This is a genomic window from Chryseobacterium sp. 22532, assembly GCF_052044665.1.
GTDB classification, from domain to species: domain Bacteria; phylum Bacteroidota; class Bacteroidia; order Flavobacteriales; family Weeksellaceae; genus Chryseobacterium; species Chryseobacterium lathyri.
Map to the genome: position 1 here is coordinate 722,676 of NZ_JBQENJ010000001.1, position 20,361 is coordinate 743,036.

The window sequence follows — 20,361 nt, forward strand, 5'->3', positions numbered from 1 at the left end:
AACGGCAAGCGATAATTTTTGTTTGCCGTATTTTGTAATAAGTAGTATATTTAAAAAAAAATAAATAAATGTCAGACAACAAAGTAATATTGAATTATGACGGTAATTCATATGAATATCCAATTGTGGATAGTACTATCGGAGACAGAGGAATTGATATTTCAAAATTAAGAGACCAGACAGGTTTAATCACTCTGGATTTAGGGTACAAAAATACCGGAGCTACTATTAGCGACATCACTTACTTAGACGGAGATAAAGGAGAATTATTCTACAGAGGTTATCCAATCGAGCAGATTGCTGAGAAATCTAACTTTTCAGAGGTAATGTACCTTTTATTACATGGTGAATTACCTACTCAGGACCAATTTGTTTCCTTCAACAATAATATTAAAAAATATAACTTTATAGCAGATGAAATGAAAAAGATCATTGATGTTTTTCCTCGTTCTGCTCATCCTATGGGAGTTTTATCTTCTTTAACTTCCGCTTTAACAGCTTTTAACCCTAAAGCCGTTAATGTAAACTCTAAAGAAGAAATGGACCACGCGGCAGAATTGATGATTGCTAAATTCTCTCACCTTTGCGCATGGACCTACAGAAAAACTCAGGGGCTTCCGCTTAACCACGGAGACAACAGCCTGAACTATGTAGAAAACTTCTACAAAATGGCATTCAGATTACCTAACGAGGAATTTGAAGTAAATCCAGTTATTGTAGACGCTCTTGATAAATTATTAATCCTTCATGCTGACCACGAACAAAACTGTTCTACTTCTACAGTAAGAATGGTAGGATCTGCTCATACAGGTCTTTTTGCTTCTATTTCTGCCGGTGTTTCTGCACTTTGGGGACCTCTTCACGGAGGTGCTAACCAGGCTGTTATCGAAATGCTTGAGTTGATCGACAAAGATGGAGGAGATGTTAATAAATGGGTAGCGAAAGCAAAAGATAAAAACGACAGCTTCCGTCTAATGGGCTTCGGACACAGAGTATATAAAAACTTTGATCCAAGAGCGAAGATCATTAAAAAAGCTGCTGACGATATCCTTAATGCATTAGGTATCCAGGATAAAGCTCTTGACATTGCAATGCAGTTAGAAAAAGTAGCACTTGAAGATGAGTACTTCGTAGAAAGAAAACTATATCCAAACGTAGATTTCTATTCAGGTATTATCTACAGAGCACTGGGAATTCCTACAGAAATGTTCACCGTAATGTTTGCTTTGGGAAGACTTCCGGGATGGATTTCTCAGTGGAAAGAAATGAGACTGAAAGGAGATCCTATCGGAAGACCAAGACAGGTTTATCAGGGTGCTCAAAAAAGAGATTACATCGATATTACAAACAGATAACCCCTGTTTTTATCATAAACAAAATCCCAAAGCTTGCTTTGGGATTTTTATTTTAATGAGTTGTATCTTTTATAAAATTGGAAGTGATAATTTTATTAAATTTACTGACATAAGTTGATAACTATCAATAGCTTTGGGCTTATTATAGTCTTTATATCAAAAAATAAAAAACAGTTACAATGACTTTCGGACAGCAGATGTTATTTTTCTTCAGTGCGGTAGGAGCCTTTAATGGGTTGCTGCTCGGGGTCTATCTTCTGTTTGTCAAAAAACTTAAAAACATTCCGGATTTCTTTTTAGGCTTGATTTTATTGACTTTAAGCATCAGAGTGGGGATTTCTGTTTGTATCTATTTCTATCCGGACTGGCCGCGAATCATTCCGCACCTTGGGATGTCTGCGCTATTTTTCACAGGGCCGGCTTTATATTATTACATCAGATCATCATTCCAGAAAGAAGAATTTGATTTAAAGCAATGCAGAGCGTTTTTCGGAGTATTGACATTGGTTCTTGGAGGTGTAGGATTGCTGTATTTGTTTTTTCCGGTTAGTTGGGATAAATATTTCGGAACCTTTATTTATACGGTTTGGTCAGTATTTGTCTTGCTTGCTGTATATCAGTATTATATTTCTTCAAAACAGACAGCGAGAAATCCCAATAAATTTATCCTTCCGGTACTTATCAGCAATGTGATCATTTTCCTGGCGTATCAGTTAATTTCTACAGGCTGGGTACAGGTGTATTGTGCAGGCGGAAGTCTTGTATTCTCATTTGTGCTGTACGCGAATTTTTTAATTCTTTTCAGTAAAAAGAATAATGATAATTCTGTAAAAGAGATTCCTAAATATACCAATAAAAAGATTTCAGAAGAACTTGCAGACAGTTTTGTTTCAAAACTTGAACAGCTGATGAATTCCGAAGAATTATACAAAAATCCAAACCTGAAACTAAGCGATCTGGCGGCTAAAATGAATATGTCTGCCCATCAGCTTTCCCAATTGCTGAATGATAATCTCGGTAAAAGCTTTTCAACTTACATCAATGAATACAGGATCAACGAAGCCTGTCAAAAAATAGAAATCGGCTCCTTCCTCAAGATCGAAGAGATTGGTTATGAAGTTGGGTTTAATTCTAAGTCTACTTTCTTTTCCACATTCAAAAAAATTAAAAATACCACACCGCTTTTATACAAGCAGTCACAAACCCCTTCTGAAGCTAGGTTTCAAAGTTCAGAATTATAATTTCGTACTGCGGAATTTAAACTTCAAAACCTTATTTTTTCAATAACCTGCTACTTTTGGTTTCATAAAATTAAAATTTATGAATATCAGATTATGGTTTTTTCTGTTGCTATTATTCCTTTCCTTCTTTGGAAAAGCTCAGGAAACAATACAGGGGAAAATTTTGGATTCAGAGACCAAGACAGCTGTTTCTCAGGCTGAAGTTTCTATGTTAAATAAATCAGACCGGAGCATCATTCAAAAAGTTCAGACGGATTCCTTAGGTTTTTTCCGGCTTGATAATGTAGCTCTTGATGCTTACTTTGTGGTCCGGAAAAATGAATATGAAACGGAAGAATTTAATACTGTAGAAGATATTTCTTTGATTGAATTGAAACCTGTTTCTGAAAATATTTCTGAAGTAGTGATCCGTTCAACGGCCAGAAGTATCAGGCTCAACGACGGAAATGTCGTAATGAGTGTTTCCGGAAATAAAGATTTCAAGACCTCTGCGAACCTTCTTGAGGTTTTAAGAAAGACACCGGGCGTTTCCATAGATCAGGAAGGCGGCATTTTTATTGGCGGAAGAATTACTCCTGCCATATTTATTGACGGGAAGCCAGTCACCATGAGCAGCCAGGAACTTCAGGCCTATCTTCGTTCATTACCGCCGGAAATGGTAGAATCTGTTGAAGTGAATGCCAATCCTTCTTCCAAATTTGATGCAGAGTTTAAAGGAATTATCGATATCAGGCTAAAAAGAAACGGAAACCTTGGCTGGAAAGGACATTACAGTGGAAATACCTATGCCAATAAGTTCAGGTACAGAGAAAACTCTTTAAACCTTTCTTATAATACAGAAAAGACAGCATACAGCTTGCAGGCCAGTTACAATAATGGTATTTCTACATATCGCTATAATGCACTACAGAAGCTTGCCAATACCAATGTCATGCAAACCAATACGTACCAGGAAGATGAAGGGAAGGTATATGGCATTCAGACCGGAGCAGATTTCAGGATCAATGATAAGAATAGATTAGGCATAAGTTTAAGAGGAAATTTCAGAACCAGTGACCGGGTCCGTTCAGGTTCACTATACACTACCAATAAAGAAGGCTCACAGCTGATCTTTAACACCGAAAGTGAAAACCCTACAAATTATTCCCAGGAAAATTATGGGGTAACTGCAGATTATTCATTTCAAAATAAAGGTTTTAAACTGAATTTTTTAGGTAATTATCTTTCCGTCAGAAACAAGCAGAAGGACGATTTTATCAATAAAGATAAACCAATCTCTCAACTCTTGTCCTACTGGAAATCTGACCTGCTTAATAAAATTGATATCCAGACCGCACAAATCGACATTTCCCAAAAGATAGGAAATGCTGACCTCGAGGCCGGAATGAAATATAGCCATTCCAATACCCATAATAATATTCGCTACGATACGCTGTCTGTTGATGACCGTTTTATCTTTGATCCGGAGCGTAGCAATATGTTTTCTTACAAAGAGCAAATATGGGCCGGCTATGTTTCATACAGACAGAAATTTGGAAAGCTTCAGGTGAATGCAGGGCTAAGGTTTGAAAATACCGAGAGTATTTCGGATGCTGTTACCAAAGATTCTGTGGTGTCAAGAAATTATCTCGAATGGCTGCCGTCTTTTAGTACAACCTATACATTCAATAAATCTAATGAACTGTCACTTTCGTACAGCAGAAAAATAACACGACCTGTGTTTTCCCAGCTCAATCCGTTCCGGGTTTATTTCAGCCCGCTGAATTATTGGATCGGGAATCCTTATCTGCAGCCTTCTTTCACCAGCCAGATCAAACTTACGTACCGCTATAAGAATTGGGTGACCAGTTTTACAGCAGGAAAAGAAAAAGATGTGATGACCCGGTATCCGCTTTACAATCCGAAAACCAACGTTCTGGAATATCTTGGAACCAATCTTCCTTACCGCAAATTTGCTTCTATAGAAACCAGTTTTCCTGTGAAACTGACAAACTGGTGGAATATCACCAGCCAGCTTGCGGGATACTATAACGATGAGTTCAGACCGTATCTGGGTGAGGTGTTTGCTTTAAAAGTGTATAATTATGAAATACGGATAAATCAGGTTTTCTCATTGCCAAAAGGTTATACCGTTAATCTATTTGCAAATTATGAATCCAAAACCGGAAACAGCCTATACATTATCAAACCAAGGTATACAGTAGATCTGTCTGTGCAGAAGTCATGGTTTAACAACACATTGAATACAAAAATCAGCTATAACAATATTTTTGATTCTTATGATCAGCGTTTGGAATTCAGGCATAAGCAGATTATGGACAACCGTCTTACTCATTGGTGGGACAGCAGCCGTCTGATTTTTTCGGTAGGATACAGCTTTGGAAGTTCAAAATACCAAGCCAAAGAACTTCTGAAAACAGAAGAAGAAAATAGGGCGCGATAAAAAGAAACCCTGCTTATCAAAAGCAGGGTTGTTATTTCTTTAATTATGGACAAACACAGTTACCACACGTCCAAATGGTACAGTTTCCGTTGTCATCCCACTCGCAGCAATATCTGGGTCTGGTTATCCCTCCTCCTGTGATTAATTTCTGCTCGTTTCTTCCTAATTTTTGTGCATTTTTAAGCACCGGGCTTTTCTTGTTCATGATTTTGATTTTTGATGTTAATAGTTAAATTTTAATTTTTATAATTCCATTGAAATTATATCACTAAGATATGAATTTATTTTATAAAATATATTGTTTTTTGTTTCTTATGTAGATGAAAAATAGTCAGTTGTAGATGAATTATGTTGGAAATATAAAGGGACTATTGGGTTGTATTTACAATTTAATACAGGAATATAAGGCATAAGGCCGAATATAAGCAGCATTAAAATCAAATTTGATGCATAAAACAAATCAAAAGTTTTCCAGATAGAGACCTTTACTTATATTTGTAGTATTGCATAAATCTTTATGAAACTAAACATTAAAAACGAAACGGGCAGGCTGAAATCAGTTGTTCTAGGACAGCCTAATTCAATGGGAGCCGTTCCCACACTGGAGGAGAGCTATGATGCCAAGTCATATTACTCCATCGAACACAATATGTATCCTAAAGAAGAGGATATTATCAACGAAATGAATGCTTTTGAAGCTGTATTGAAGAAATATGATGTAGAAGTCCTTCGTCCAAGCATTATCAAAGATTATAACCAGGTTTTCGCAAGAGATGTGGCTTTTGTGATTGACGATAAAATGATCATCTCAAATGTGATCGCTGACAGAGCTGATGAGCAGGATGCTTACAAGAAAGTTTTTGAAAAAGTAGCGTGGAGAAAAATTATCAATCTTCCGGAAACTGCACACATTGAAGGCGGTGACGTTATTGTATGGGATGATTTTCTTTTTATAGGAACATGTTTCAGCGAAGATTACAGAAACTATAAAACAGCGAGAACCAATGAATATGCTATTGAAATTCTGAAAGAATATTTTCCGAAGAAAAGAATCATCGACCTGGAATTAAAGAAAAATGATAAAATTCCGTTTGAAGGGATCCTACATTTGGACTGCACATTCAATCCGGTGGGAAAAGATAAATGCCTGATCTATAAAAACGGATTCGTGGACGAAAGCGATTACCGCCTGATCATTGATATCTTCGGAGAAGAAAACTGTTTCCACCTTAATGATGAAGAAATGTTTGAAATGTTCCCGAATATTTTTTCTATTTCTCCTGAAGTTGTTGTCTCAGACAAAACATTTACAAGAATGAACAATCATCTGAGAAACGAGTGGGGAATGACCGTAGAAGAAATTCCTTACAGAGAGATTTCTAAAATGGGTGGCCTCTTGAGGTGCTCCACAATGCCACTGGTAAGAGAGTAGATTGATGTGAAGATTAGATTGGTTTCTGAATCTTTTAATCTTTTCAATGTTTTAATTTTTAAATCAAAAACAATGCAAACAACAGATACAGTATTAATGATAGAGCCGATTGCGTTCGGCTATAATGCGGAAACGGCAGAAAATAATTACTTTCAGGTTGAACAGAAAGGGGCTGATATTCAGTCTAAAGCTTTGGCAGAATTCAACACTTTTGTTGGAACACTGAGAAACAAAGGGATAAATGTGATCACTATAAAAGATACCCTGGATCCTCATACTCCGGATTCTATTTTTCCGAATAACTGGGTAAGCTTCCATAAAGATGGCAAAGTTGTCTTATATCCGATGTTCGCTTCAAACAGAAGAGTAGAGAGAAGGGAGGATATTATTGAGAGTATCAAAAATCAAGGCTTTGAAGTTGCTGAAATTGACGACTGGTCATTGCCTGAAACTCAGGGTCACTTCCTGGAAGGGACAGGAAGTATGATCTTTGACCACGATAATAAAATCGCTTATGGTTCGGTTTCTCTAAGACTTGACGAAAATTTATTCAGAGAATTTTGTGAGAAATATGGATTTACCCCTATAGTTTTCCATTCTTATCAAACTGTAGGCACAGAGAGGCTTCCAATTTACCATACCAATGTTATGATGTGTGTGGCAGATAAATTTGTAGTCATATGCCTTGATTGTATCGATAATGAGCTGGAAAGAGAAAAGGTTATTGAAACCATCAAAAATTCCAGAAAAGAGATCATCGAAATTTCAGAAGAGCAGATGCAGCAGTTTGCAGGAAATATGCTTCAGGTTCAGAATAAAGACGGCCAGAAGTTTTTGGTGATGAGCCAGACGGCCTATCAGTCCTTAACACCTGAACAGGTTGCTGCCATAGAAAAATACTGTGAGATCATTTACTCAGATCTGAATACCATCGAAGTGAATGGAGGAGGAAGCGCCAGATGTATGCTTGCTGAAGTTTTCCTTCCGAAAAAATAACAGTTTTAATAGCAATTTATTTAAAATATTCATCCGGCTTTGTTTCAAGGCCGGAATTTTTTTGATCGGTTTCATTTCTTCAAATTGAGACAAAAGACAAAAAAGTTACCTAAATTTGTCGCTTAAGCAAAAAGCTATGAAGATACAGCAGTACTTTTTATCATTCACTGTTCTGTTGGGAATATTCGTTGGTGCCCAGCAGAAAACATTCTGTAACCCAATTAACATTGATTATGGTTATACGCCATTTGAAGCTTTCTCAAAACAGGGAAAACACCGTGCTACCGCTGATCCGGTGATTGTTAATTTTAAAAATAAGTTATTTCTTTTTTCTACCAACCAGGAAGGATACTGGTACAGCGATGATATGCTGGATTGGAAGTTTGTGAAGAGGAAATTTCTGAGAGACAATAAATATATTCATGACCTGAATGCTCCGGCTGTTTGGGCAATGAAAGACACTCTTTACGTTTATGGATCTACCTGGGAACAGGATTTCCCGATCTGGAAAAGTACCAATCCTACCAAAGACGACTGGAAAATTGCTGTAGATACTTTGAAAGTAGGCGCTTGGGATCCTGCATTCCATTATGATGAGGACAAAAATAAGCTGTATCTCTACTGGGGATCCAGCAACGAGTGGCCGCTTCTGGGGACTGAAGTGAAGGTTAAAAACCTGCAGTCAGAAGGCTTTGTAAAACCTATTATAAAACTGAAGCCTGAAGATCACGGTTGGGAAAGGTTCGGGGAATATAATGACAATGTTTTCCTGCAGCCATTTGTAGAAGGAGCATGGATGACTAAACACAACGGAAAATATTATATGCAGTATGGAGCTCCGGCTACCGAATTCAGCGGATATTCCGATGGCGTTTATGTCAGCAAAAATCCTCTGGAAGGCTTTGAGTACCAGCAGCACAATCCGTTTTCCTATAAACCCGGAGGTTTTGCAAGAGGAGCAGGACACGGAGCCACTTTTGAGGACAATTACAAAAATTGGTGGCATGTGTCAACCATCTTTATTTCCACTAAAAATAATTTTGAAAGGCGCCTAGGAATCTGGCCGGCAGGATTTGACAAAGATGATGTAATGTACACGAATACCGCTTACGGAGATTACCCAACCTATCTTCCGCAGTATGCGCAGGGTAAAGATTTCTCAAAGGGCCTTTTCGCAGGTTGGATGCTGCTGAATTATAATAAGCCAGTTCAGGTTTCATCTACTTTAGGTGGTTATCAGCCGAATCTAGCGGTAGATGAAGATATCAAGACGTATTGGAGTGCAAAAACAGGAAACTCCGGAGAATGGTTTCAGACAGATCTTGGTGAAGTTTCCACAATCAATGCGATCCAGATCAATTACGCAGATCAGGATGTTGAATTTTTAGGGAAAACATTGGGCAAAATGCATCAATATAAAATCTATGGCTCGAATGATGGAAAGAAGTGGAATGTTGTTGTAGATAAAAGTAAAAATACCAAGGATGTTCCCCACGATTATGTAGAGCTTGAAAAACCAGTTAAGGCAAGGTTCCTTAAAATGGAAAACCTGAAAATGCCTACCGGAAAATTTGCATTAAGTGGTTTCAGAGTATTTGGAAAAGGAGCAGGTGAAAGACCAAAGAAAGTGGAAGGATTTGTTCCTTTAAGAGCTGATCCTAAAAAATACGGTGAAAGAAGAAGTATCTGGATGAAATGGCAGCAGAATCAGGATGCAGACGGATATGTGATCTATTGGGGGAAATCTCCGGATAAATTGTATGGAAGCATTATGGTTTATGGAAAGAATGAATATTTCTTCACCGGAGCCGACCGGACCGATTCATATTATTTTCAGATCGAAGCTTTCAATTCGAATGGAATTTCGGAAAGAACAGAAATTGTAAAGTCTGAATAGAAAAATAAACGCTTTGAAATTCTCAAAGCGTTTATTTTTTATCAGTTTGTTTAAGAAAAGCGGCAATTTTATTAATCAAGAACTCATCATTCGGAGCCTTGTCCCAGTCCAGATGACCGCCATTGAATTCATAAGTTTCATGTCTTACTTTATTCTGAATCAAAGCAGAATCTAATTTTCTCTCTTGAGATATAGGAATGACCTGATCCCTGTTTCCATAATAAGAAATGGTAGGTGGAGAGGTTTCATTAATCCAGAAAATAGGATTCGGAATATCTTGATGGGTAATATCTGTTGGAGTTGGCTTTGAGGAATCTATCATATGTTTTTCGACAAAAGAATAGTCGGAATATTTCCTGAAATCTGCACTATTTAAATCTGCAGGTCCTACAATATTGACAATTGCCTTCACTTTTTTTCTATGTTTATGGTCGAAAATCCTATTGTAACCGTATAACATTGATAAATGGGCACCTGCGCTGTTTCCAAGCAAAATAAATTCAGGCGTAAACTTCATTTTCATAGATTTTTTAACTAATAAATCTAAAGCATTATCAATGTCTTTTGTTTGATTAGGAAGGATAAAGGAATGATTGTCTGCCAATCTGTAATTCATATTAGCAAAGGCATAATCAGGAAATTTTTTCATCATAGAAAGGGTAAAGAAAGTAAGCTGGGATTTATCTCCGCCTCGCCAGCCTCCACCATGAATGATGACAAAGATCCCCTTTATTGAGCCTCTATTTTTAGGAGTATAAAGATCCAGCTTCTGTTCAGGATCATTTCCGTACCGGATATTTTCTTCTTTTTCAAAACTGATATCTTTAGCCAAAGTCACTGTTTTTTCTTTGCAGCCGGTCCAAAGAAGGGATATCGAAAAAAAATACAGAATAATCACAAAACTTTTATCCATAATCATAAAGATAGAAAAACCCGCCGGAAATTCCGACGGATCTTACCACAAAATAATTGATATGAAGAAATGATAGTTCTATCTTGTTCTGCTTTTAATGGCGTCAGAAGCTCCTTCGATGTCTCTTACCTTTTTCACTTTCTGGTTTCCGAAATTGTAGGTAATGCTTAACGTCATGCCTCTGTTGTATCGGTTCTGGTGGATATAGTTGTAGTTTCCGTTGTCCTGGTAATCTTCAATTTCAATGATATTTGTATTTAAGACATCATTTACATTCAGGGCAAATGTCCAGTCGTTCCAGATTTTTTTAAGACTCAAATCCAGGCTCATAAGATTTCGCAATACTCCAAGCTCGATCTGCTGCTTATCTACAAAGAAGTAATTAACTCCGGCAAACCATGTTTTCTTTTTATCCAGACGAATCGTGTTGTTGGTTTGAATAACAATGCTCGTTGATTTTCTTTTGTTTTCATAAGTTGGGAAAACATCTCCCGAAGTAGGATCTATACTTAAACTTCCGTTGTTGATATTATGCTGTACGCCAATATTAAAGTTAGTCGTCCAGTATTGTTTGAAAAGGGATTTTTGTATTCCCACCATTGCAGACATCTCCTGCTTATCTCCAAAATTGGTACGGATGTACCTCAATTGGGTGTAAGGATCCATAATTGGCTGTCCATTTGGGCCAGGGACAGGATTTCCCTGTGCGTCAATTCTCGGTTTCAGAATGTCTCTCTGCAGCGGAACCTGTGTAATTACATCTTTAAAGTAGGAATGATTTAAAATCAGGAAATATGAATTTTTATACATATACGTAAGTTCCTGATTGTAAGTGGAAGACGCTTTTACAAAAGGATTGTTCTGTGTATAATTATCCTCAGTCAAAATATTCCTTACCGGGTTTATTTCCCAGAAGCTCGGTCTTCTCATTCTGCTTGAAAATGCATAGGAAATATTGTTTTTATCATTGATGGCATAATTCAGGCTTAGATAAGGTAAAAGATTGTTGTAGTTTCTCTCAATTCTTTTCAGATCGGCAGTAGGAGCGTTATCAGAAGTTCCTAAACTGTGTGTGATTTCATATCTGGTTCCTACTTTTCCCGAAAACTTATCAGAGAACTTTTTTTCAAGTGTTAAATAAACACCGTAAATACTTTCATCATAGATAAAATGATTTGGTTCCGGTTTTTGTTTTACCAGTTGACCCTTTTTATCGAATTCGTAGGTGTAATTTTTAGTATCGTTGTCTGTTTTGGTTTTGTTATAATTACCTCCCACGGATACAGTGAAATCATTCTTGAACTTTTGAATATAATCGGCCATTCCCGAAAAATTATTAATAATCTGAGGCAGATCCTGGATCACCTGCTTGCCCAGCAAAGAATAATTTCCGGAAGCATCTGGAAGAAGAGTCCTGTTATCAGTATACTGGAATCTCTTATAATTCAGGTAGGCTGCATTAAGGTTTAACTTACTTCCCAAAGAATCTGTTTTAAGCTCATAGTTCAGATTTAATGAATTGTTATAAGAACGGGTATTCTCGTTATTTTTTGAATTGCTGTAATTAAAAATATAATCTTTGCTGTCTGCATCATAGGAACGAATGGTATTGTACAGATCTACAGTAGAATTATAGCTTCTGTTGGCCCAGGTATTCCATGTTAGTGCCAGATTGCTGTTTTCTGTAAGCTGATAATCAACGTTGAGGTAACCGCCTAAATTTTTATTCGGGTCATTGATGTCTCCTTTAGATTCGTTGGAAGAAAGGTTGTTTCCGTTTCTTAAAGTATAGGTCTGAGCCTCTATATTTTCACCGCCGTTAAGATTGGCGCTGATTCCCAGCTTATCCTTCCTGTAATTGATGGAAAAGGCTGCAGAGCTTGCATTGTATTTGTTTTGTGAATTGGCCATCCTCATATTTCCGCTCAAGCCGTCGCTCATTTTTTTCTTTAAAACGATATTGATGATCCCATCTGAAGATTCCACCTGAAACTCACTTCCGGGAACCGTAATCACTTCTATTTTCTGGATATTTTCTGCCGGCGTATTTTTCAGGAACTGAACCAGGGATTCAGAATCCATATTGGTTTTTCTTCCGTTGATATAGATCAGGGCATTGTTTTTTCCTGCAATCTTTAACGTCTTATCATCCGTTGAAGACAGAAGCGGAGTCTGCTTTAGCAGATCAAAAGTGGTGTTTCCTTTGGCAACCGGAGATGCTGCAACATCATATACAAAACGGTCACTCTGTTTCTTAAAAACCTGTTTTGTAAGTGTAATGCCTTCTATAGATTTCGTTTTTACCGTATCGGATTTCTTTTCCTGGGCAAAAACTACGCTTCCTGAGATAGCTGCTGCCAGTATAATGATCTTTTTCATGATTCTTCTATTTAAATACCGTTTTGAAACGGAGTGGTTGTGGTGGTTTGTGGTAATTGTAATTTTTTATAAAACTTAAGTTCTTGACTTTATCGCATCGTTGGCCGATTTCATTTCTCTTGCCTTTTTCAGTTTCTGGTTTCCGAAATTGTAGGTTACCCCGATGTTCAGGATTCTTGGATATTCGAAATTGACTACGTTATTATAGCTGCCGTTAGGCTGTATTCCCTGTATGCTGTTATAATTTTGGTTAAATACATCATACACTTCCGCTACGAAGGTCCAGTTGCCCATGATCTTTTTTAAGCTCACATCAAAGCTCTGTCTTACGCCTAATGTTCCGCTTTCAATTTTTACTTTGCTGCCATAGTAATAATTAACTCCTAAAAACCAGTCCTTATTTGAAGAAAGACGTACCGTATTATTGATATTACCGGATATGTTGAAGTTTTTGAAATTGATTACATAAGGTTCAACTACTTCTGTCTGGCCTGCAACCGGAACCGAGGTAGGATCTTCCGTTACCGAACCTTTATAGATGTTATATCCCAGGTTTACCGAATAATTGGTTGTCCAGATTTCCTTGAACCAGGATTTGTTCATTCCTAAGGTCAGTCCAAACTGTTTGTTGTCACCATAGTTTGTTCTTATATATCTTAAAAACCTTCTGGTAACAATTACCGTGTTTCCATTTTCATCCTTTTCCGGTCCGGTTACAGTTCCCTGCAGTGGTATTTGGTTGGAAGCATCTTTTACATAATTGAAGCTCAGGTTGGCAAAAAAAGCGTTTTTGTACATATAGTTGAGTTCCTGATTGTAAAATTTAGAAGCCAGTACGAAAGGATTGTTCTGTGTATAGTTATTAGGCGTGAAATATGTTCTAGATGGATTCAGTTCCCAAAACCTTGGCCTTCTGATCCTGCTTGAAAAACTATAGGTAAGATTATGATCTGAACTGATGGCATAATTTAAATTAAGATAAGGAAGCAGGTTGTTGTAGTTTCTGTCAAAGCTTGTTTTGCCAAGAATTTCGCCGCTGCTTCTGGTCATTTCATAACGGGTTCCTATTTTCCCTGAAAATTTTTCGCTTAGCTTTCTTTCATACGTAAGATATGCACCCAGGATTCTTTCTTTATAAATGAAATGATTGGTCTGATTCTCATTATTGATAATTACTCCATTTTCAATATCATCCTGTCTAGTATCATTATCCGTGTTGGTGTGGTTGTAGCTTACTCCCATCAGCCATGTGTTGCCTTTTGCCGTCTTTTTCAGGTAGTCGATGTTTGCTGCATAATTATTAATGATCTGAGGAACTGACTGCTGCAGTGCACTGTACTTGTTTTTTTTATCATTATTGAGTGGGAAACTTTCATTTGTACTCATTTTGTCCCTGTTGAACCATAAATAAGAAACATTCGAAGTAAGTTTGCTTCCGATGGAATCCGTTTTGATTTCATAATTCAGATTGAAAGAGTGATTTCTTGTCTGTGCGTTCTCATTGTTGACGGTTCTGTTAACAAGTGCGCCGTTTTGCCAGTTCGTTACATCAAGAATTGAATTGAAACTCTTATTATATCTCATGTTGTAGGTAAAACCTAAACTGTGATTCTTATTGATCTCGTAATCGATATTCACACTTCCACCCACATTCTTATTCGGATCATCATTATATCCCAAAGATTCATTTCTGAAAGTGGAATCTCCGTTCGATAAAGTATACCTTTCGCGGTCTGTCCAGCTTCCCGTATTGAAATTTGAATTCACAGACCATTTGTTTTTTCTGAAATTGAAAGAAGCACCTGCAGAAGGATTATTGTAATAAGCCTGTTCATTGTTCATTTTCAGGGTTCCGTTGTAGCCGTCATTTTTCTTCTTTTTCATCACAATATTGATCACCCCTTCATTGGATTCTACCTGGTATTCACTTCCCGGTGTTGTAATTACTTCAATTTTCTGGATATCTTCAGATGGGGTTCCTTTCAGCATTTCGATCAGAGCCTCAGCATCCATATTGGACTTTTTATTGTTGATGTAGATCACCACATCAGATTTTCCCATAATCTTAAGAGATTTTCCGTCAATGCTTGAGATCATTGGAGTTTGTTTCAAAAGATTGAACGTATTGGTTCCCTTTGCAATAGGGGAAGAAGCTACATCATATATGAAACGGTCACTTTGCTTTTTGAAAACCTGCTTCTTGATATTCACAGCTTCAATATTTTTTACTTTCAGAGTGTCCTTTGATTGCTGGGCAGCTGCCAGTCCGCTGAAAAATAAGGCGGCAATTAGAATATGAGTTTTCATGGTCATTATTTTTTTGTGGTTTAATAGCTTGTATCTGTTATTATTTAACATAGCAAAGATATATAATAAAAACAGTATCATGCAATACAAAGTACTTGAAATATTTTTAACTTACATTTAACTTGTTGATTTACAGTAATTAAAATTTTGAATTAAAATTTAAATACTTTTGAGTTTCTACATAATTAGACAATTCAATATGGAATTTTGTTACATCAGAGATTGAAAATTAATCAGATTTTAAAAAAAGTATGATGAAAAATTTAATAAAAGATGGATGTATCTATTTTATGATTAATTTAGTGTAAACTAAAAATTAATAACATATGAGAAAATTTTATCCTTTATTGTTGTTATTATTGTTGCTATTTTCATGTAAAAATGAAACATATATAGACATTGATGACAGTAACCCAACCCCTGAATCTAATTTTAATTTTGGAAGTACAGTACAGAGAAACTTTCAGGGAGTAGTGCTTGATACGGGCGGAAATCCTGTAAGCGGAGCAACGGTAACAATCGGATCGAGTACGGTTCAAACCAATTTCAAAGGTTTTTTTACTTTTAAAAATGCAGAGGTGAAGGAAAACTTTGCCCTGGTGAAAGTAACAAAATCCGGATTTGTAGACGGTTCAAGAGTAATGGTTCCTACGAGTGGAATAAACCGTGTAAATATTATGATGATCCCTGCAACCATAAAGGCAAGTATTAATTCAGGAACCACTTCTACGGTTTCTTTACCTAACGGAACAAAAGTAAAATTCGACGGAAGTTTCAAAGATACAAACGGAAATGCTTACAGCGGAAGTGTAAATGTTGCATTGTATCATTTAGCATCATCCAATCAGTATCTGACCGAATTAATGCCCGGTTCTCTCCTGGCAACCAACTCCGGAGGAAATGCAAGAATCATGGAAACCTTTGGAATGGTGCATGTTCAGCTTACAGGAAGTTCAGGACAAAAATTACAGATTGCAAACGGGCATACTGCTGAAATGACAGTTCCCATTGATGCTTCACAAACTTCAATGTCTCCGAACACAATACCGCTATGGTCATACGATGAAAATACGGGAATGTGGAAGGAAGAAGGTTCTGCAACGAAGGTTGGGAATACTTATGTAGGAACAGTAAGTCATTTCTCCTGGTGGAATTGCGATGCGCAGTTTCCCCAGGCTATCCTGAAAGTAACGGTGAAAAATCCTGCGGGGTTGCCAATGGTTAATACAAAGGTGAGTTTAAAAAGAAGCAGCCAGACCTATGAAACCTATGGAATGACAGATAATTTAGGTACAGTTACAGGAATTATTCCTGCAAATGAAACTCTTATTCTTAAAGTGTATGATGTATGTAGCACGGTGGTTTATACTGCAAATGTAGCACCAGTAGTAGCGGGAAGTACCATGACGCTGCCTGATATTACAGTAACATCTACAGGAAATCAGTATATAATACAGGGAAATTTGAAAACCTGTGCCAATACTGATGTTACGGATGGTTATGTGCTTTTGAGACCTGCGGCCGGAACCAACTATTTTCAGTACACGTCAGTTCCGGTAAGCAGTACAGGTACTTTTTCATTTAATGTTTACTCATGTACAGCTAATCCACAATTTATTTTGGAAGGCTATGATTATACTAATTTGCAGACTTCAGGAGAAATTCCTTTTACAGCCAATTTACCGGTTATGAATTTTAGCAATCTTTCGGTTTGTAATTCGGTTAATGAATTTATCAGTTATAAGATTGATAATCAAAATGTGAGGTACGTTTTGGGAAGTATGTATGCTCAATGGTCTGGTCTTACTCCAACTTCTCCCAATATGCCGGCAAAACAATTACGAATTAATTCTGCATCACCTGCCGGAAATTCTTTCTATATGATTCAAAATAATATGCTTGGAGTTCCGGGAAGCTTTACTACAGATTATACTTTTGAGTTTTCAGGAGGATATTTCAATCCTACTACAGGAAATGTAGTGGTTCAGGTGACTAATTTCGGAGCAGTAGGAGCGTATATTGATTTTACGGTTAACGGAACTTATACGGATACGAACGGAAGTCATACTTTCATAGCAAACGGACATGTTCTAAGAGATCTTTAATCATCTAAAAGTAACTTAAATAAAAAGGACCATTTTGGTCCTTTTTTTATATGACACTGTTATTCTCTGTCAAAACGGGCTAGTTTTTTGTCTATCCAGATGGTAGCAAAAGGGAAAAACGCGGAAATTAATGCAAAGACACTGTCTTCGTCATCCCATGTGTATATTTTTCTTATTACAGGTAGAAAGATCAGGTAAAGTGTAAAAAATAATCCGTGAATACTACCAATAGTACTGATATATACGATTGGGACAACACCTTCAGGATCAATACGTATCCAGGTCATTGCGGTAAATAGAAAAAACCATGAAACGGCTTCTGCCAAACAGATTTGCTTAAACCATTTAATGACTTTTTCCTGAGGATATTTTGAGAAAAACTTTTCGATGAATTCCATATGGTAAGTATAAGGTAAGAATTAAAAGTCGAAAACTAGATTGTATTGTACCTAAATAACTTCTAAAGTCTGGCTTTTAACTTCTTAATTGCAAAATTACTTATAAAAACTGCTTCCGTCCAAATATTCAAACACTTCCGGAGGGAGCATTGGGCGTACATTTTTTCCCTCCTTGATCATATTTCTGATCTCCGTAGCAGAAAGTTCAATAACCGGAGCCTTAATAACCGAAATATTTTCATGCTGAAGATATTCAGAATCTTTCTTTTCTCCTTCAAAAACCCTTGGATAAACAATAATATGGTGATTTTTGATCAAAATATCGGAATTTTTCCATTTATGAAGACTGTCCAGGTTATCTTCACCCATAATCAGGCTGAAGGAACAGTTTGGATATTTTTCATGAAGATAGGTAAGCGTATCTATGGTATAACTTGGCTTAGGAAGTGAAAACTCTACGTTTGAAGCCCTCATCTTCGGATAGCTTTTTACGGCAAGCTGCACCATGTCCAGCCTGTTGTGATCTTTCAGCAGCGATTTTTTATCTTTAAAAGGATTCTGCGGACTTACAACGAACCACAGTTCATCCATGTCGGAATTTTCCAGAATGTAATTAGCCAGAATTAAATGTCCGATATGGATCGGATTGAAAGAACCAAAAAATAAGCCGATTTTTTTCATGTGTCAGGGCTTAGGTTTAAGAGATTAGGGATTAGGGTTGGATTGTAATTTTGTGATAATAGCGTTGAGCATTTTTGCTATTTCAGATGTTGCTTCACTTAGCTTTTGAAAATTTTCAAGGCTTAAGTAATTCAGATTTCTTGAAATAATGAGTTGCGTTTCCAGCTCTGCACAGCTTCCCCGGGCAATTTTTAAAAACTGAATGTAATCCAAGGTTGATCTTCGTGAATGCCCTTCTGCAATATTGGACGGAATAGAAACTGCGGAGCGCCGGATCTGATTGGTAAGAGCATAAATTTCTTCTTTTGGGAAATTTTTGGTGCAGGTGTAAATTTCAGTTACAAAATGTACTGACTTTTGCCATACCAATAATTCTTTATAATTCCCCATGAGCCCTAATCCCTCTTTACTGATTCCTAATCTCTAAACTTTACATCTTTTATATTCAAATAATGGGTTACATTTCCTTTCCAATGGTTTTCTTCTAAGGTAAAGGCAAGATCAAACTTTTTATTTTTAAAATCTTCCACATACTGCCCAAGCTTAAAGCCTACACATTCTATATTTCTACCCGTAGATTCCTGCTTGATGTAAAATTTCAGGTGATTGTTGTCTTTTCCCATTGTTTTTACATATCCGGACAGTTTTTGGTCAGTCAGGGTAAGAATAGGCTTCATATTATGAGGACCGAATGGTGCCAGTTTTCTATGGAAGTTGATGAATTCCCTGTTAATCTCATCCACTTTGATCTCAGAATCTATCGTGATAGAAGGTTCCTGCTGGTGTTCCTGAATCTTTTCAGAAACTATTTTCTCAAATTTTATTTTGAAAGCCTCAAATTTATCCTTTTCCATTGAAAGTCCTGCAGCGGCATGATGTCCACCGAATTTCAGAAAATATTCAGAACACATATCAAGCGCTTCATGAACATCAAAATCAGAAACCGATCTTGCAGAAGCTACCATTTCCCCATTGTTGCCGTCAGTAAATACCAAAGTAGGCTTATAATAAGTCTCAATAAGTCTTGATGCCACAATACCGATCACACCTTTATTCCATTCAGGATGATAAACAATGGTGGAATATTTTGTTTGCTGCTGGGATTCAATAATCTGGTTCAAAGCAGAAAGCGTGGAATTCATATCAAGCTCACGTCTTTCGTCATTAAGGTCCATAATATCGCTGACGATCTGATTGGCATGTTTCAGGTTATCAGAAACCATCAACTCTACCGCTGCCTTTCCCTGGGAAATTCTTCCCGCAGCATTAATTTTCGGAGCAATTTCAAAGACAATATTTGAAATTTCAAAATGAGAAAGCTTATCTTCAGGAATCAATAATCTTAATCCAAGATTTCTTGTTTTTCTGAGAACTTTTAATCCCATTTTAGCTAAAACCCGGTTTTCTCCGGTCATTGAGACAATATCTGCTGCTATAGAAATAGCCAGAAGATCAGTTAGCTCAAACAGTTCGGCTTCAGGAATTTTATAGATGGTATTCAGTCCCTGGCAGAGCTTAAAGCCCACACCACATCCTGAAAGTTCTTTAAACGGATATCTGCAGTCGTTTCTTTTCGGATCCAGAACAGCTACTGCATTAGGGATCTCTTCACCAGGCAGGTGATGGTCGCAGATGATAAAATCAATACCCTTATCCTGGGCATATTGTACCATATCGGTCGCTTTAATACCGCAGTCTAGAGCGATGATCAGGGAAAAACCGTTTTCTTTGGCGAAATCAATACCCTCGGTAGAAATTCCGTATCCTTCAGAATTCCTGTCCGGAATATAATAATCTAAATATTTCTTCTCAACAATTTTGCTGAGGTAAAGGTACATCAAAGCAACAGCCGTAGTTCCGTCTACATCATAATCTCCATACACCAGTATTTTCTCGCCATTTTCAATTGCAGTTGCGATACGTTCTACAGCTTTCTGCATATCCGCCATTAAAAATGGGCTGTGTATATCGTTGAGGTTGGGTTTAAAGAATTCTCTGGCCTTTTGATAATTGTCAATTCCCCTTAAAACGAGGAGCTTAGATTCAAAAGTACCAAAACCAAGTGACGAACTTAATCTGTCCACAACTTCCTCATCGGGTTCGGGCTTGTAAATCCATTTCTGACTCATTTCACAAAAATAAGGAAAAAAAATAGCATTTTGAAATGATTAAGGTTGAACTTGACTTACTGATTGTTGAAAAAAATATCTATCT

At 37.0% G+C, this 20,361-nt stretch carries 15 protein-coding genes; 7 read left to right on the forward strand and 8 right to left on the reverse strand.

Translation table 11 applies throughout. The annotated features are described in order from the left end of the window. The first annotated feature begins 68 nt into the window (after nucleotides 1-68). The 3 genes from ACTJIV_RS03470 to ACTJIV_RS03480 all read left to right on the forward strand — a co-directional run bounded on the left by ACTJIV_RS03470 (nucleotide 69) and on the right by ACTJIV_RS03480 (nucleotide 5,039). Entirely contained in the window at nucleotides 69-1,355 is a 1,287-nt protein-coding gene (locus ACTJIV_RS03470; RefSeq protein WP_111957117.1) for a citrate synthase, read from the forward strand. Nucleotides 1,356-1,534: 179 nt separating this feature from the next. After that, a complete protein-coding gene (locus ACTJIV_RS03475) occupies nucleotides 1,535-2,596 on the forward strand; it encodes a helix-turn-helix domain-containing protein (RefSeq protein ID WP_440625620.1) in 1,062 nt (353 codons plus the stop codon). 79 nt (nucleotides 2,597-2,675) lie between these two features. After that, nucleotides 2,676-5,039, forward strand: a complete 2,364-nt coding sequence (locus ACTJIV_RS03480; RefSeq protein WP_440625622.1) for a TonB-dependent receptor domain-containing protein — start codon at nucleotides 2,676-2,678, stop codon at nucleotides 5,037-5,039. Between the two features lie 43 nt (nucleotides 5,040-5,082). Here ACTJIV_RS03480 and ACTJIV_RS03485 read toward each other — a convergent pair whose 3' ends face one another. Continuing rightward, on the reverse strand, nucleotides 5,083-5,244 hold the full coding sequence (locus ACTJIV_RS03485; RefSeq protein WP_157963380.1) for a hypothetical protein: 162 nt from the start codon (nucleotides 5,242-5,244) through the stop codon (nucleotides 5,083-5,085). A 312-nt stretch (nucleotides 5,245-5,556) separates the two neighbouring features. Here ACTJIV_RS03485 and ACTJIV_RS03490 point away from each other — a divergent pair, with 312 nt between their 5' ends. From ACTJIV_RS03490 to ACTJIV_RS03500, 3 genes are all read left to right on the forward strand, one after another. Then, nucleotides 5,557-6,471 (forward strand): dimethylarginine dimethylaminohydrolase family protein, encoded by a 915-nt coding sequence (locus ACTJIV_RS03490; protein ID WP_223558243.1) that lies wholly within the window; start codon nucleotides 5,557-5,559, stop codon nucleotides 6,469-6,471. A 72-nt stretch (nucleotides 6,472-6,543) separates the two neighbouring features. Beyond that, nucleotides 6,544-7,467, forward strand: a complete 924-nt coding sequence (gene ctlX / locus ACTJIV_RS03495; protein WP_336377715.1) for a citrulline utilization hydrolase CtlX — start codon at nucleotides 6,544-6,546, stop codon at nucleotides 7,465-7,467. A gap of 136 nt (nucleotides 7,468-7,603) precedes the next feature. After that, nucleotides 7,604-9,364 (forward strand): discoidin domain-containing protein, encoded by a 1,761-nt coding sequence (locus tag ACTJIV_RS03500; RefSeq protein ID WP_440625624.1) that lies wholly within the window; start codon nucleotides 7,604-7,606, stop codon nucleotides 9,362-9,364. 31 nt (nucleotides 9,365-9,395) lie between these two features. On the opposite strand, the gene ACTJIV_RS03505 is transcribed toward ACTJIV_RS03500, so the two are convergent. From ACTJIV_RS03505 to ACTJIV_RS03515, 3 genes are all read right to left on the reverse strand, one after another. Further along, complete coding sequence (locus ACTJIV_RS03505) at nucleotides 9,396-10,202, reverse strand: alpha/beta hydrolase fold domain-containing protein (RefSeq protein ID WP_440625802.1); 807 nt, start codon at nucleotides 10,200-10,202, stop codon at nucleotides 9,396-9,398. A 153-nt stretch (nucleotides 10,203-10,355) separates the two neighbouring features. Continuing rightward, a complete protein-coding gene (locus tag ACTJIV_RS03510) occupies nucleotides 10,356-12,656 on the reverse strand; it encodes a TonB-dependent receptor domain-containing protein (protein ID WP_440625626.1) in 2,301 nt (766 codons plus the stop codon). Between the two features lie 75 nt (nucleotides 12,657-12,731). After that, nucleotides 12,732-14,963 (reverse strand): TonB-dependent receptor domain-containing protein, encoded by a 2,232-nt coding sequence (locus ACTJIV_RS03515; RefSeq protein ID WP_440625627.1) that lies wholly within the window; start codon nucleotides 14,961-14,963, stop codon nucleotides 12,732-12,734. A 326-nt stretch (nucleotides 14,964-15,289) separates the two neighbouring features. Between ACTJIV_RS03515 and ACTJIV_RS03520 the strand changes: the two genes are divergently transcribed. Beyond that, nucleotides 15,290-17,068 carry a carboxypeptidase-like regulatory domain-containing protein gene (locus ACTJIV_RS03520; protein WP_440625629.1) on the forward strand — a complete coding sequence of 593 codons (1,779 nt, stop codon included), beginning with the start codon at nucleotides 15,290-15,292 and terminating at the stop codon, nucleotides 17,066-17,068. Between the two features lie 59 nt (nucleotides 17,069-17,127). Here the strand turns inward: ACTJIV_RS03520 and ACTJIV_RS03525 are convergent, their stop codons facing one another. The 4 genes from ACTJIV_RS03525 to recJ form a co-directional block, all read right to left on the reverse strand. Beyond that, a complete protein-coding gene (locus tag ACTJIV_RS03525) occupies nucleotides 17,128-17,466 on the reverse strand; it encodes a DUF3817 domain-containing protein (RefSeq protein WP_223558252.1) in 339 nt (112 codons plus the stop codon). A 96-nt stretch (nucleotides 17,467-17,562) separates the two neighbouring features. Continuing rightward, a complete protein-coding gene (gene nadD / locus ACTJIV_RS03530) occupies nucleotides 17,563-18,147 on the reverse strand; it encodes a nicotinate (nicotinamide) nucleotide adenylyltransferase (protein ID WP_111957150.1) in 585 nt (194 codons plus the stop codon). Between the two features lie 24 nt (nucleotides 18,148-18,171). Continuing rightward, on the reverse strand, nucleotides 18,172-18,537 hold the full coding sequence (locus tag ACTJIV_RS03535) for a four helix bundle protein (RefSeq protein ID WP_440625631.1): 366 nt from the start codon (nucleotides 18,535-18,537) through the stop codon (nucleotides 18,172-18,174). A 26-nt stretch (nucleotides 18,538-18,563) separates the two neighbouring features. Next, the gene (gene recJ / locus ACTJIV_RS03540) at nucleotides 18,564-20,276 is read right to left on the reverse strand and encodes a single-stranded-DNA-specific exonuclease RecJ (protein ID WP_111957152.1); all 1,713 of its coding nucleotides are present in this window, start codon (nucleotides 20,274-20,276) and stop codon (nucleotides 18,564-18,566) included. Nucleotides 20,277-20,361 lie beyond the last annotated feature (85 nt).

Excerpts from the sequence above, each read along its gene's own strand:
- ACTJIV_RS03470 (WP_111957117.1), top strand. The coding sequence starts at position 69 with ATGTCAGACAACAAAGTAATATTGAATTATGACGGTAATTCATATGAA.
- ACTJIV_RS03475 (WP_440625620.1), top strand. The coding sequence starts at position 1,535 with ATGACTTTCGGACAGCAGATGTTATTTTTCTTCAGTGCGGTAGGAGCC.
- ACTJIV_RS03480 (WP_440625622.1), top strand. The coding sequence starts at position 2,676 with ATGAATATCAGATTATGGTTTTTTCTGTTGCTATTATTCCTTTCCTTC.
- ACTJIV_RS03485 (WP_157963380.1), bottom strand. The coding sequence starts at position 5,244 with ATGAACAAGAAAAGCCCGGTGCTTAAAAATGCACAAAAATTAGGAAGA.
- ACTJIV_RS03490 (WP_223558243.1), top strand. The coding sequence starts at position 5,557 with ATGAAACTAAACATTAAAAACGAAACGGGCAGGCTGAAATCAGTTGTT.
- ctlX (WP_336377715.1), top strand. The coding sequence starts at position 6,544 with ATGCAAACAACAGATACAGTATTAATGATAGAGCCGATTGCGTTCGGC.
- ACTJIV_RS03500 (WP_440625624.1), top strand. The coding sequence starts at position 7,604 with ATGAAGATACAGCAGTACTTTTTATCATTCACTGTTCTGTTGGGAATA.
- ACTJIV_RS03510 (WP_440625626.1), bottom strand. The coding sequence starts at position 12,656 with ATGAAAAAGATCATTATACTGGCAGCAGCTATCTCAGGAAGCGTAGTT.
- ACTJIV_RS03515 (WP_440625627.1), bottom strand. The coding sequence starts at position 14,963 with ATGAAAACTCATATTCTAATTGCCGCCTTATTTTTCAGCGGACTGGCA.
- ACTJIV_RS03520 (WP_440625629.1), top strand. The coding sequence starts at position 15,290 with ATGAGAAAATTTTATCCTTTATTGTTGTTATTATTGTTGCTATTTTCA.
- ACTJIV_RS03525 (WP_223558252.1), bottom strand. The coding sequence starts at position 17,466 with ATGGAATTCATCGAAAAGTTTTTCTCAAAATATCCTCAGGAAAAAGTC.
- nadD (WP_111957150.1), bottom strand. The coding sequence starts at position 18,147 with ATGAAAAAAATCGGCTTATTTTTTGGTTCTTTCAATCCGATCCATATC.
- ACTJIV_RS03535 (WP_440625631.1), bottom strand. The coding sequence starts at position 18,537 with ATGGGGAATTATAAAGAATTATTGGTATGGCAAAAGTCAGTACATTTT.
- recJ (WP_111957152.1), bottom strand. The coding sequence starts at position 20,276 with ATGAGTCAGAAATGGATTTACAAGCCCGAACCCGATGAGGAAGTTGTG.